Source organism: Pantoea sp. WEP (assembly GCF_041678305.1).
Taxonomy (GTDB): domain Bacteria; phylum Pseudomonadota; class Gammaproteobacteria; order Enterobacterales; family Enterobacteriaceae; genus Pantoea; species Pantoea dispersa.
Map to the genome: position 1 here is coordinate 610,699 of NZ_JBGNXB010000001.1, position 13,661 is coordinate 624,359.

The window sequence follows — 13,661 nt, forward strand, 5'->3', positions numbered from 1 at the left end:
TGCGGGATGGGCCCATTTTCCTATTGCTAATCAGACTGTTACGATGAGCCAATCTAGCTATAATGCTGACGCCATTGAGGTTTTAACCGGCCTCGAACCGGTACGTCGCCGTCCGGGCATGTACACCGATACCACACGCCCTAACCATCTGGGCCAGGAAGTGATCGATAACAGCGTCGATGAGGCGCTGGCCGGTCACGCCAAACGCGTGGAAGTCATCCTGCACGCCGATCAGTCGCTGGAAGTGATCGATGATGGCCGTGGTATGCCCGTCGATATCCACCCGGAAGAGGGCGTGCCAGCGGTCGAACTGATTCTCTGTCGCCTGCACGCCGGCGGTAAATTCTCCAACAAAAACTACCAGTTCTCCGGCGGCCTGCACGGCGTAGGGATTTCGGTGGTCAACGCCCTGTCGAAGCGTGTGGAAGTCACGGTGCGCCGCAACGGTGAGATTTACCAGATCGCCTTCGAAAACGGCGATAAAGTGCAGGATCTGGCGGTGATTGGTACGGTAGGCAAACGTAACACCGGCACCAGCGTTCACTTCTGGCCAGACGAAAGCTTCTTTGACAGCCCGCGCTTCTCGGTCTCCCGCCTCAAGCATCTGCTGAAAGCCAAAGCGGTGCTGTGCCCGGGCGTTGAAATTGTCTTTAAAGACAAGGTGAACGATACCGAGCAAACCTGGCTGTATCAGGATGGCCTGACGGATTACCTGAGCGAAGCGGTGAACGGCCTGCCAACGCTGCCGGAAAAACCGTTTGTCGGCAGCTTTGCCGGTGATGTGGAGGCAGTCGACTGGGCGCTGCTGTGGCTGCCGGAGGGCGGCGAGCTGCTGACCGAAAGCTACGTCAACCTGATCCCGACCATGCAGGGCGGAACGCACGTTAACGGCCTGCGTCAGGGCTTGCTCGACGCGATGCGCGAATTCTGTGAATACCGCAATATTCTGCCGCGCGGCGTGAAGCTGTCGGCGGAGGATATCTGGGATCGCTGCGCCTACGTGCTGTCGGTCAAAATGCAGGATCCGCAGTTTGCCGGACAGACTAAAGAGCGTCTCTCCTCACGCCAGTGCGCGGCGTTTGTCTCGGCGGTAGTGAAAGATGCCTTCAGCCTGTGGCTCAACCAGAACGTGCAGGCCGCCGAAATGCTGGCCGAGCTGGCGATCTCCAGCGCACAGCGCCGTATGCGCGCGGCGAAAAAGGTGGTGCGTAAAAAGCTGACCAGCGGACCGGCGCTGCCGGGCAAGCTGGCCGACTGTACCGCGCAGGATCTGAATAAAACCGAACTGTTCCTGGTGGAAGGGGATTCTGCGGGCGGCTCCGCCAAGCAGGCGCGCGACCGTGAATATCAGGCGATAATGCCGCTGAAAGGCAAGATCCTCAACACCTGGGAAGTGTCGTCGGACGAAGTGCTGGCGTCGCAGGAAGTGCATGATATTTCGGTGGCGATCGGTATCGATCCGGACAGTGAAGATCTCAGCCAGTTGCGCTACGGCAAAATCTGTATCCTCGCCGATGCGGACTCCGACGGCCTGCACATTGCCACGCTGCTGTGCGCGCTGTTTGTGAGGCACTTCCGCTCGCTGGTGCAGCAGGGCCACGTCTATGTGGCGATGCCGCCGCTTTACCGCATCGACCTCGGTAAAGAGGTGTATTACGCGCTCGATGAAGACGAAAAAGAGGGCGTGCTGGAGCAACTGAAGCGGAAAAAAGGCAAGCCGAACGTGCAGCGCTTTAAAGGTCTGGGTGAGATGAACCCGCTGCAGCTGCGCGAAACCACGCTCGATCCTAACACCCGTCGTCTGGTGCAACTGACGGTCGACGAAGAAGACGTCGAGCAGACGTTACGGATGATGGACATGCTGCTGGCGAAGAAACGCTCGGAAGACCGCCGCAACTGGCTGCAGGAAAAAGGCGACCTCGCCGACCTCGAAGTGTGATGCAAACGGGACGCTGCGGCGTCCCTTTTTTATGCCGGCAAGGCGTGTCATCGCTGCCCGTCCCGATCTGTCCCATCGCCGCATGCCCGTGAATAAAAACTGCCCTGTGCGCGGCACCCATATGCCGCCTGCTGACCCGGGTCAGCGATAATCCCTGCGTTTTGCTGCATTGTGGTATCCTGCCGCTGCTGAACGTGGAGCAATCTACCTCAGCAGCCGTGAGAACGAGGCTAAGACCGGTCTCGAAGTAGCAATGCGCTGAGGTAGGAAGAGTGAAAATCACACTGGAAGAGTTACGCGCCTGGGTCGCGGTGGTGGACACCGGTTCGATTACCGCTGCAGCGGAACAGCTGGATCAAACCAGCTCCGGCATCAGCCGGGCGCTGAGCCGCCTCGAAAGCAAACTGCAAACCACGCTGCTGCACCGCACCACGCGTCGCCTGGCGCTGACCGAAGAGGGGCTGATTTTTCTCGATCACGCGCGGCAGATCCTTGCCTCGGTGGAGCAGGCCGAAGAGCATATCGCGCAGCGGCGCGACATTCCCTCCGGACGGCTGCGCGTCAACGCCAATACGCCGTTTACCCTGCATGTTATCGTGCCGCTGGTTGCCGAATTTTGCGCGCGCTATCCGCAAATTCAGCTGGAGCTGAACACCGATGACATTGTCATCGACCTGCTTGAGCAGCAAACCGATATCGCTATTCGCATTGGCGAACTGCGCGACTCCACGCTGCGCGCCCGCGTGCTGGGTAGCAGCGCGATTCGCCTGCTGGCCAGTCCGGCCTATCTGGAAAAAGCCGGCGCGCCGCAGAGCGTGGAAGAGCTGCTGACGCACCAGCTGCTGGGATTCAGCCAGCTGGACGCGCACAATGTCTGGCCGGTGTGGCAGCGCGAAGGCGAGTTTTTGCGCATCAAACCCACGCTTTGCGCGTCGAGCGGCGAAACCCTGCGCCAGCTGGCGCTGGCCGGCCAGGGCATTGTGCGGCTATCGGATTTTGTCAGCCGCGAGGATCGCGCCAGCGGCCGGCTGGTACAGGTGCTGGAAAATGACACGCGCGAACTGCGCCTGCCCATTCACGCAGTGTACTATCGCAACCAGTCGCTCAGTTCCCGCATCACCTGTTTTCTGGATTTTTTACGGGAAAAAATTCAGGAAAATCATCTGTTATAGTCCGGTTCTGTTTGAATAACCTTTCCTGTTATGTTCTGCCTTCACTGATAAAAACGCTTTAATTCAATCGGTTAATGATTTAGCTATCTTTCGGTCGCCCATTTAAGAATTTTTTCCTAACGGGACATTTCTTATGTCTCGGATTTATCTCTTTCCGGATTATGTCGCAACTTTGAGCCCACCCAAGGGCAGAGCCAGGGAGATTGCGGCGCTTGCCTGCAAACGCGCAGTCAAAATTAATCGACGGAAGGAAGAATCATGAACGTTTCACCCGTAAGTGTGGCGGTTATCGATAAGAAAACCATAACAAAAGCGGAAGTGCTGCGCGCCGGTAAAGATGGAAAAGTAGTGAAGATTCAGGCAATTACCAACGGTAAATATCTGCTGACGCAGAATCAGGACGGCACCGCGCCTGAAAACATCACCGTTAAACGCGTGGGGAAAAACCTGCTGGTGATGCTGGAAGGCTCAGACGCCAGCAAACCGGATCTGATTATCGAAGATTTCTTCGCTAAATCCGGCACCTTAGTGGGTAAAGCGGAAGACGGCGAAATGCACGCTTACGTCGCGACGGACGGCAATGCCGACCACGAAGCGGCCGCGCTGGCCGACGGCGAAACTACCGCGCTGGCGCTGGGTGAAGGCAGCGTTGATGATAATTCCGGTTACGCACTGGCCAGCGGCTTTGAATGGTCGCCGGCGCTGATTGCGCTCGGCGGTCTGGCGGCTATCGCGGCAGCGGCGGGTCTTGGCTATGTCGCGGCGAAACACCATTACGACAATAACGACGGCAGCCACAGCGGCAAAGGTGAAGGCGGCGGTGGCGGCGGCGGCGGCGATATCAGCAAGCCCACCATCAGCGATGTGATTGATGATATCGGCGACGTAACCGGTTCGGTAGCGAACGGCGGCCGCACCGATGACACCATGCCCACCTTCAACGGCACCGGCACGCCGGGCAACACCATTGAAATATGGGATGGTGAGACGCTGCTGGGTGAAGTGCTGGTGGATGACGAGGGTAACTGGACCTTTACGCCGGAAAAACCGCTGGCGGCAGGCAATCACAGCATCGTTACCGCCGAGCGTAACGCCGAAGGCGTGGTGGGTGAAGAGAGCGATCCGTGGGAATTCATCATCGATCTGACGGCGCCAGCCAAAGGCACCATTGGCAGCGTGATGGACGATATGCAGGATCCGCCGGTGCTGATCGAAAAAGGTGGCGTGACGAAAGACAATACGCCGACGCTGACCGGTAAAGCTGAAGCGGGCTCGACGGTAGAAATCTGGAACGATGGCGTGAAGCTGGGCACCGCCAGGGTAGACGCCGAAGGCAACTGGACCTTTACGGCTCCGGCACTGCAGGATGGGCGACACGAGCTGAGCATCGTGGTGGTCGATCAGGTGGGTAATAAATCACTGCCATCCGATCCGTTCATCGTTGATGTGGACACCGTGGCGCCGGAAAATCCGGGCATCGGCGTGATTAAAGACAGCGAAGGTAATCCGCTGGAAGACGGTTCCACCACAAAAGATCTGCGTCCGACGCTGGAAGGCAGCGGCAACGACGGCGATATCGTGGTGATTATCGACAACGGCAAGCCCATTGGTTCGGTGATTGTGGAAGACGGCAAGTGGACCTTCACGCCAGAAAACAATCTGCAACCGGGTGAGCACGAGCTGGAGATCGTAGTGCGCGATCCGGCCGGTAACGAATCGCCGGCCTCTGACAAGGTCACGATTGGGTTTGAAGGCGACACGCAAGTGCCGGTCGATCCTGAACCTGTCGATGGCCTGCCCGATCCGGACGTTCCGGTTTCCGGCGTGATTGAGCATATCTTTAAAGACAATAACGACGCCGGCGTGCGTACGCCAATCGAAAACGGCGGCGCGATGAACGATCCGAGCATCATCGTGGCCGGTAAGGGCGTGCCGGGCGAGCTGGTTACCATCTACATTGTCGGTCTGGAGAACAGCTACAGCTTCACTACCACGATTGGGGCTGACGGCAAATGGGAGCTGACGACGACGGATCTGGCAGACGATATCTATCAGCTACGCGGCGTGTTCTCCAGCGATGGCGAAGTGACCGGCAAAACGGACATTTATGAAGTGGAAGTCGACACCATTCCACCGCCGCCGCCAGAAATTAATGCGCTTGAGCTGGCCGGTCTCGATCTTTCGGCTCTGCTTTCGCTGGACAATCATGAACTGTTCAATGAGGCCGACGAGCAGCAGCAGCCGATTAATGCGGAATTAGTGCAGCTTAATAACGATGCGTTTAATGACTGGAATAATCAGGAAAGCCAGAGTGGTGTAATGGCTGAAAATAATTCCCAATCAGATGCGCTGTTCTTACAGAACGAAATCGAACAATTCTAATTTATCTGGAGCATACAGGTGCAATTTATTGCACCTGTGAAACTTAAATGAAAATTGCAAAAAAATTACTTTTAGCTTCACTGGTGTGTGCGCCAGTATTAACGACTTTTTCAACCCAGGCGCAAAATTCATTTGGTGCCGCATGGCGCAGTTTATCGCCAGTATCGGCAGAGCAGGCGCGGGTGGTTTATTATCGTCCGGCTTCATTAACCGGAGAAAAACCGGCGAATATTTATGTCGACGGTGAATTTCAGACGTCATTACTGGCCGGTGGCTATACGGTGTTTTGTGTCGCGCCGGGCACGCATTCGCTGGGCAGTTATGTCAACGATGCGCCAGATTATCAGGGTAAACGCGCGCAATCGTGGAGTGATAAACTGGCTGCCGGTAAAACCTACTACATTCGCGCTAACCTCGATGACAGCGGTCGTCCGCTGGTGGTCAGCCAGCAGCAGGCGCAGCAGGAATTGCTGAGCACCAAACGGCAGGCTCATCTGCTGTCGCGCGCCTCGTCGGTAAAGCGCTGTCAGGAAGGAACGACTGAAGCTTATGATAACTATGCATTTTCATCTGACCTGCTGTTCCGCTTTGGCAGCGCCAACAGCAACGACATCTCCGCACAGGGGCGCGAAGCACTCAGCAGTTTTGCCGGCATGCTGAAAAAGGAAAATGCCGCTCAACGCCACATCATCGTCACCGGCTTTACCGATCCTATTGGTAGCGACAGCAGTAATATGGCGCTCGGCCAGCGTCGCGCCGAGGCGGTGAAAGCACTGCTGATCGCCCAGGGAATGAAGGCGGCCAATATCACCGCGCAAAGCATGGGGGAATCTCAGGTTAATACTAACTGTTCAGGCAACCTGCAGGAGCAGAAAGCATGCTATGCCAGCGAGCGCCGGGTTATTATCAGCGTTGAAAATAAGTGATCTGATTTAATTATTTTAGTAGCACATTCTCACATCTCATATTGATGAGGTGTGAGGCACTGTGCCTCGATAAAGTTATTAATGGTTCATATAACTTAATCAATTAAGACGTTTCTCGTATTGTCTGCAGACATAAAAAGCGAAATTAAACCTGTATTCGGCTGGAAATCCCGAAACATTATTTAACGTAAAAGGAATGCACATCATGGCTAATATTCAAGGTAAATTAGAGAACGCCCGCGTTATCTCGACCAAAGATCAGTTTTATCAATGGATCGATAAGGAAGTAAAAAATGCCAACGGCGGCAAGCTGGAGATCACAATCGATGGTACAGCGCACATTGTTGATATCAGCGAGGACGGCAAATGGTCATTCGACCCGAAAACCAGCTGGTTAGACGGCACCCATGTCATTCAGCTGGTATCAATTGATAAAGCGACTAACCCGAGTAATCCGACTATCTTCATTCTTGATATGGATACTACGCCTCCGGCGAAACCGGAAATCTGGCGCGTGATTGATGACGCTGCGGCGGAAGATCGCTACCTGACGCCGGGTGACGCCACCAGCGATAAAACGCCGGCGCTGTCCGGTGTGGCCGAGCCTGGCACGATTGTTACCCTGTACGATAACGGTAAAGAGATCGGTTCGGTGGTAGCAGACAAAATGGGTGCATGGAGCATCACGCCGGAGCTGGCAGACGGCGAGCACAAACTGACCGTGATGGCGAAAGATAAGGTTGGCCATGAAAGCCCGATTTCTGATGCTTTCAACCTGACGATTGCCGACGGTGTGGTCACTCAGGCAGTGAACGAAGCGGTATCTGAAACGCCAGCAGAATCAGCCTCTGTGGACGCGGCTGCGTTAACTGGTAAACCCGTTAAAACCATCAACACAAAAGTAATTACGATCGGCGGTACAAACGCGGAACCCAATGCATTAGTACAGATAGTAATTGATGATACAGTTTACACTACCCGTGCTGATGCCAGCGGCAAATGGCAGTTTGATTCGCCGGAGCTGAAAGAGGGTTTACACGTTGCGGGCATTCGTTATCTGGACCGTGCGGGCAACTGGGGACCATCAACTCCGCTAATCTACAACATCGACACTTCCGCACCGGAAGCGCCGCAGATTATGCGTGTGATCGATAACGAAGGCAGCGCAGATACCTATCTGACGCCGGGCAACTACACCAATGACAAAACCCCAACCCTGTACGGTGTTGCTCAGCCGGACAGCCTGGTTAAAATCTACGATATTTACTCCAAAGCGATTGGCAGCGTGAAAGCCGGTGCCGATGGTCGCTGGAGCTTCACGCCGGAACTGACCACCGACGGCACCCACGTGTTCAGCGCCAGCTACACCGATCGCTTCGGCGTCGAGAGCCCGCGCTCTGACAACTTCGCGCTGACGCTGGATACCAAAGTGCCGGACGCGCCATCACTGAATGAGGTGTTCGATGACGAAGGTCGCGTTACCGGTCCGCTGAAGTCAGGTGACATCACCGATGACAAAACTCCAACCCTGTCGGGCGTGGCGGATGCGGGCGTAATCGTGCGCGTGTGGGACGGCGACAAACTGATCGGTTCTACTGTAGCGAACAATCGCGGTGAGTGGAAACTGGAGGTTGAACTGGGTGAGGGCGAGCACTCGCTGGTTGTGGACTCCATCAGCAAAGGTGGCACCGTCTCTGAGAAAACCGATCCGTTCAAACTGGTTGTCGACAGCAACATTCTGCCGGCCCCGGTGGTGGATGAGATGGTCGCCAACAACGGTGATGAAGAGCGCGTACTGCAGCCAGGCGATTCCACCAACGACACCACGCCAGTGCTGCGCGGTGAAGGCAACAATGGCGACGTCATTTCCGTGATCGTTGATGGCGAGCCGGTGGCAAGCGTAATCGTTAAAGATGGCAAGTGGGAAATTGAATTGCCAGAACTGGCAGAGGGTTCACACGATATTGAACTGATCGCCAAAGATCCGGCCACCGGCAAAGAGTCACCGACCTCTGATCCAATCAACGTGATTATCGATATTACGCCACCGGATCAGCCAAAACCACCGACGATCATCGATAACGAAGGTGATAAAAACGGTCCGGTTGAGCCAGGTCAGCCCATTGATGACAACCGTCCTGGCTTCGGCGGCGACGGCGGCAACCCGGGCGACAAAGTGGAAGTCATTATCGAAGACGGTACCGGTAATAAAGTGGTGATCGGCACCGGCATTGTCGGCGAAGACGGCAAGTGGGAAGTGAAACCGGAGAACCCAATCGATGACGGTAACTATCAGGTTATCATCGGGATCACCGATCCGGCTGGCAACGAATCGCAGCCCTCCGATCCTATCGATCTGATCATCGACACCAAAAAGCCAGGCTCGATGGAAGGCTCATACGTACTGGAGGATAACGTCGGTCCTATTCAGGGTAACATCGAAAATGGCATGGTTACCGATGATAAACAGCCAACCCTGAAGGGTACCTCACCAGATCTGTCGCAGGTGATCATTTACATCGACGATCTGGAGCCGATTGTAGTTGACGTTATTGACGGCAAGTGGAGCTATGAGCTGCCAGAACTGGGCGAGGGCAACCATAAAGTTGAAGTACAGCCGGTGAGCCAGTCCGGTGTGAAAGGCGACAAAGAAGCCGCCATCAACTTTGACGTGGATACTACCAAGCCGGAGCCAGTAGAAGGTGGCCCTAAGGCTAACTTCGAAGGCGTGTTTGCGGATAAAACCGGCATTGAAATCCCGGTGCGTCCGGACACCAACGATGACACCCTGATTTTCAAAGGTAAGGGGTCAGAAAACGGTTCTATCGTGATGATTTGGGCCGACGAAGCGCGTGAGAATCTGATCGGCTCTACCGTGGTGCAAAACGGCGTGTGGCGCTATGAGTCTGACAAACTGGCAGAAGGCGATTATGCCTTTAACGTCACGATACGCGATGCGGCCGGTAACGAGCTGGTCATTGACCATACCGTTAAGACCAACGTCGACGTTACCCCGCCGCCGCCGCCAGAGATCAACTCGATCTTCGCTGCGGGTGCCACTGATGTAGAAGGACTGATGAGCATGTCGCTCAACGACATCATGGCGCAGGGCCAGGACTCTCTGTTCATCGACAACGGCAAGTCACAGCTGGTGGTGAATGCTAAACAGGGCGAGGCGCTGACGCTGGAAGACATCCTGCCAGCCGGTGAAGATGCCAGCTCCTGGCAGCAGGCCACCGGTACCGTCACCGTCGGTGGCAACGAGTACAACGTCTACAGCAACGGTGATGCGGAACTGCTGGTGCAGAACCTGCACAATGAACAGCACTGATCGTTGATTAGCTGCTAAACAAAAGCCCCGGTCGCAAAACCGGGGCTTTTTTTATGCATGCAGCGGAAAAATCAGGCGGTCGGTTCCAGCACCAGAATTTTCACGTCTACCACGTCATCTTTGATGGTGGCGCGATGCGCATCCATGTGCGGCATCTGCTGATGCTGCTCCAGATGGCGCAGCGATTCCCACTGCTCGAGCATAAAGATCGAGTCTGGCGAGTTCTGCTTCCACGGCACCTGCGCCTGGTGATCGACCAGCGCATCGTACTGATGGCAACCCTCTTCTTCCAGCACGACAGGGATCAGTTTATTAATCGCCTCCAGCACCTCCTGACGGCGGCCCGGCTTAACGCAAATTTCTGCAACCACAGTTAACATAACGCTTCCTTCTGTTTTTTCCCGGTGTGCTTACAGTTAAGCAAAGATCTGGCTGAGATGAGTCCGATAACGTGCGATATCGCGCGGCACGTCCGGCTGTTTAATCACGTCGTTACAGATAAAGGTCGGCAGACTTTCCATACCGAGGAACTGATTGGCTTTATGGAAGTGCAGGTACAGACCGTCCACGCCGACGCCTTCAAAGAACTGGTCGGGATCGGTAAAGGCTTCCAGCGGCGCGTTCCAGGTCAGCGACAGCATGTATTTTTTGCCCTGAATCAGGCCGCCGGAACCGTATTTTTTGCTGGCATCGCTGCGCGAACGGCCATCGCTGGCGTACAGCGCGCCGTGGCCCAGAGTAAACACCTCATCGATGTACTTTTTCACCGTCCACGGCTCGCCCATCCACCAGCCCGGCATCTGATAAATCACCACGTCGCTGTCGAGGTATTTCTGCACTTCGTCCGCCACGTTGTAGTCGCTATCGGCAACGGTCACCTGAACCTCATGGCCCAGATCGCGTAGCTGGCTGGCCGCCACTTCGGTCAGGGTATGGTTCAGTTCGCCTTTGGAATGGGCAAAGGTCTTGCCGCCGTCGATAATCAAAATCTTGCTCATGGATAATTCGCTCCGTTTCTCATAGATGCCGCCCACTCTACGCGCGCGCGCGGGGCAAAAAAATGCGTGATTGATCACAAGACTTTTGCTCTCAAAGCAATAATGCCGTTACTTATGCAACAATCCGCACGCTAACCAACATCCACTTAAAAAGAACACACCATGAAAACTGTGATACTGAGTGCCTTACTTCTGGTGGCCGGCACGGCTCAGGCGCAATCCCACCTTGATGACATTCGCCAGAGCAAAACCCTGAAGGTCTGCACCACCGGCGATTACAAGCCTTACACCTTTCTGCGCAGCGACGGCCAGTATGAAGGGCTGGACATCAGCATGGCGCAGTCGCTGGCCGCCAGCCTCGGCGCAAAAGTAAAGTGGGTGCCAACCACGTGGAAAACCCTGAGCGAAGATTTTGTGGCGAAACAGTGTGATATCGCGCTGGGCGGCGTCTCCGTGACGCTTAAACGTCAGCAGATCGCCTGGTTCGCCCAGCCGCTGGGCGTCGATGGCAAGATTCCGCTGGTGCGCTGCGCGGATAAAGCGAAGTACCAGACGGTTGAGCAGATCAACCAGCCGCAGGTGCGGGTAATCGAGCCGGCTGGTGGCACCAACGAAGCATTTGTGCACCGTCATCTGCCGCAGGCCAGCCTGCAACTGGCGGAGAACACCGGCATTTTCCAGCAGCTGGTGGATAACAAAGCCGACGTAATGATTACCGATGCTTCCGAAGCGCTGTTCCAGCAGCAGCACTATCCGTCGCTGTGCGCCATCAATCCGCAGCAGCCGATGCAGTATGGCGAGAAGGCTTACATGATTCCGCGTGATGATATGAGCTGGAAGCTGTATGTCGATCAGTGGCTGCACCTCAGCACCGCCACCGGCGGATATGCGCAGATCGCCAGACAGTGGCTGGGCGTGGTGAAGTAATCGTTAGCGATAAAGAGTATCGCGACAGGCGTTACCGTCCCGTAGCGGCGCAATTTATTGCGCAATCAGCAGCAGTGCGGCGGGTGAATGCGCGCGATAAATCACGCCGCTACGGTATATGCAATTGTCATCCTGCACTTCCGTAGCGGCCCTATTTACTGTTTTGGAATCAACGATACAACCCGGCTTTACCCAGCCCGCCAAACAGATTCATCTTGTAGCGGATCACCGCTTTCGCGGCGGCGATGGCGTCCGGATAAATCACATTCGGATCCCACCAGCTCTCCCGCGCGAGGATCTCGCGCAGTCGGGCGAAATAGGCGAACTTCATGTCGCTGGAGATATTGATCTTGCCTACGCCCAGCGTCACCGCCTCGGCAATCTCCGCGTCCGGATTGGCCGAACCGCCGTGCAGCACCAGCGGAATATCTACGCGCTGCGAGATATCCTTCAGAATGTGCATCTGCAGCTCCGGTTTCATATCTTTGGGATAGATGCCGTGCGCGGTGCCAATTGCCACAGCCAGCGTATCGACGCCGGTGCGCTGCACAAAATCTTCCGCCTGCGCCGGTTCGGTGTAGATCACCTTGCTCACGCCACCTTCCACCGTAGTGCCGGTATCGCCGATGGTACCGAGTTCGCCTTCCACCGACACGCCCACCGCGTGCGCCAGCTTCACCACCTCTTTGGTCAGCGCCACGTTCTCTTCGTACGGCAGCAGCGAGCCGTCAATCATTACCGAGGTAAAGCCGCACTGAATTGCGCGCAGCACCTGCGCAATTGAAGCGCCGTGATCGAGGTGAATAGTAAACGGCACGCGGCTTTTTAAGGTGCGTTCGCGCACGTAGCCAAAAAATTCATCGGTGACAAATTCCAGTTCGCTCGGATGGATAGAAATAATGGCGGACGTATTGGTGGCTTCGGCTTCTTCCACCACGGCCCGGATAAAGCAGCTGTCAGCGACGTTAAATGCGCCGATGGCGAAGCGATGTTCACGGGTCGGGGCCAGCATCTCTTTCATTGAAATCAACATGTTTATGTTTCCTTAGCGTGAGTTTTACCAGAGCCGGCGCACGCGCCGACCCGATGAGGGATAAAAAGAAACAGTTGGAAATTGCGCCGCGATCGGGGCGTCAGTAGCGGTTTGCCGACCCTGACCAGCTCAGATATTCAATAACCACTTCGCGACAGGCGGACTCCATCAGCGCCAGCACATCAGCCAGCTCAGCCTGCGGGTGCTGGCGCAGCGCCTGCTGCACCGCGTGCTTACCGGCGTCGAACACCGCAGCGCCGACGTTGATCTTGGCGACGCCACAGGCGCTGACGCGGCGTATATCCTCCGCCGGGGTGCCCGAGCCGCCGTGCAGCGCCAGCGGCCGCGTCGTCACCGCGTCCAGCTGCTGCAGTCGCTCGAAGTCGATCTTCGGCTTTACGCCCGGCGGATAAAGTCCGTGCGCGGTACCGACCGAAATCGCCAGCAGATCGATGCCGGTCTGCTCAATAAACGGCAGCACGTCTTCTACCCGCGTCATCTTCACGGCGGCATCGGCCAGTTCATATGTGGGCGCATCGGCGATATGCCCCAGCTCGCCTTCAACGCACACGCCAGCGGTATGCGCCATCTTTACTACCGCTGCGGTCTGACGAATATTGTCCGCCAGCGGTTCGGCCGATGCGTCAATCATCAGCCCGGTAAAGCCGGCGCGAAACGCCTGACCAATCAGCGGAAAAGCTTTGCCGTGGTCGAGCGCCAGCGCTACCGGCACTGCGGCCTGAGCGGCCAGCGCCTGTACCAGCGGCGCCGCCACCGCCGGCGGAAAATGCGCGCTGTGTCCCTGATACAAGTTGAGGATCAGCGGCGCGCGCTGCTGTTCCGCCGCCTGAATCGCCGCGCGGGCGGTTTCGAGGTTGAAGCAGTTGATCGCCAGCACCGCGTACTTGTGCTGGTAGGCGTCCTGAATCAGGTCATTCATCATGGCAAACATG

At 56.1% G+C, this 13,661-nt stretch carries 10 protein-coding genes; 6 read left to right on the forward strand and 4 right to left on the reverse strand.

The window, feature by feature from the left end:
- The first annotated feature begins 43 nt into the window (after positions 1–43).
- The 5 genes from parE to ABVR31_RS02960 all read left to right on the forward strand — a co-directional run bounded on the left by parE (position 44) and on the right by ABVR31_RS02960 (position 9,750).
- The gene (parE, locus tag ABVR31_RS02940; protein WP_021509608.1) at positions 44–1,939 is read left to right on the forward strand and encodes a DNA topoisomerase IV subunit B; all 1,896 of its coding nucleotides are present in this window, start codon (positions 44–46) and stop codon (positions 1,937–1,939) included.
- Between the two features lie 272 nt (positions 1,940–2,211).
- Positions 2,212–3,111 carry a LysR substrate-binding domain-containing protein gene (locus ABVR31_RS02945; RefSeq protein WP_058759778.1) on the forward strand — a complete coding sequence of 300 codons (900 nt, stop codon included), beginning with the start codon at positions 2,212–2,214 and terminating at the stop codon, positions 3,109–3,111.
- A gap of 258 nt (positions 3,112–3,369) precedes the next feature.
- Entirely contained in the window at positions 3,370–5,493 is a 2,124-nt protein-coding gene (locus ABVR31_RS02950; RefSeq protein WP_372771787.1) for an Ig-like domain-containing protein, read from the forward strand.
- Positions 5,494–5,540: 47 nt separating this feature from the next.
- Positions 5,541–6,419 (forward strand): OmpA family protein, encoded by an 879-nt coding sequence (locus tag ABVR31_RS02955; RefSeq protein ID WP_150059420.1) that lies wholly within the window; start codon positions 5,541–5,543, stop codon positions 6,417–6,419.
- A gap of 205 nt (positions 6,420–6,624) precedes the next feature.
- Positions 6,625–9,750, forward strand: a complete 3,126-nt coding sequence (locus ABVR31_RS02960) for an Ig-like domain-containing protein (protein WP_372771788.1) — start codon at positions 6,625–6,627, stop codon at positions 9,748–9,750.
- A 71-nt stretch (positions 9,751–9,821) separates the two neighbouring features.
- Here ABVR31_RS02960 and ABVR31_RS02965 read toward each other — a convergent pair whose 3' ends face one another.
- Positions 9,822–10,130, reverse strand: coding sequence for a putative quinol monooxygenase (locus ABVR31_RS02965; protein ID WP_058759782.1), 309 nt, complete (start codon positions 10,128–10,130; stop codon positions 9,822–9,824).
- 36 nt (positions 10,131–10,166) lie between these two features.
- Positions 10,167–10,748: an NAD(P)H-dependent oxidoreductase gene (locus tag ABVR31_RS02970; protein ID WP_010618479.1), complete on the reverse strand. Its 582-nt coding sequence runs from the start codon at positions 10,746–10,748 to the stop codon at positions 10,167–10,169.
- A 162-nt stretch (positions 10,749–10,910) separates the two neighbouring features.
- Here ABVR31_RS02970 and ABVR31_RS02975 point away from each other — a divergent pair, with 162 nt between their 5' ends.
- Positions 10,911–11,675, forward strand: coding sequence for a transporter substrate-binding domain-containing protein (locus ABVR31_RS02975; RefSeq protein WP_372771789.1), 765 nt, complete (start codon positions 10,911–10,913; stop codon positions 11,673–11,675).
- A 169-nt stretch (positions 11,676–11,844) separates the two neighbouring features.
- On the opposite strand, the gene ABVR31_RS02980 is transcribed toward ABVR31_RS02975, so the two are convergent.
- Both ABVR31_RS02980 and ABVR31_RS02985 read right to left on the reverse strand, forming a co-directional pair.
- Entirely contained in the window at positions 11,845–12,708 is an 864-nt protein-coding gene (locus ABVR31_RS02980; protein ID WP_372771790.1) for a ketose-bisphosphate aldolase, read from the reverse strand.
- 100 nt (positions 12,709–12,808) lie between these two features.
- On the reverse strand, positions 12,809–13,660 hold the full coding sequence (locus ABVR31_RS02985; RefSeq protein WP_325924733.1) for a class II fructose-bisphosphate aldolase: 852 nt from the start codon (positions 13,658–13,660) through the stop codon (positions 12,809–12,811).
- Position 13,661 lies beyond the last annotated feature (1 nt).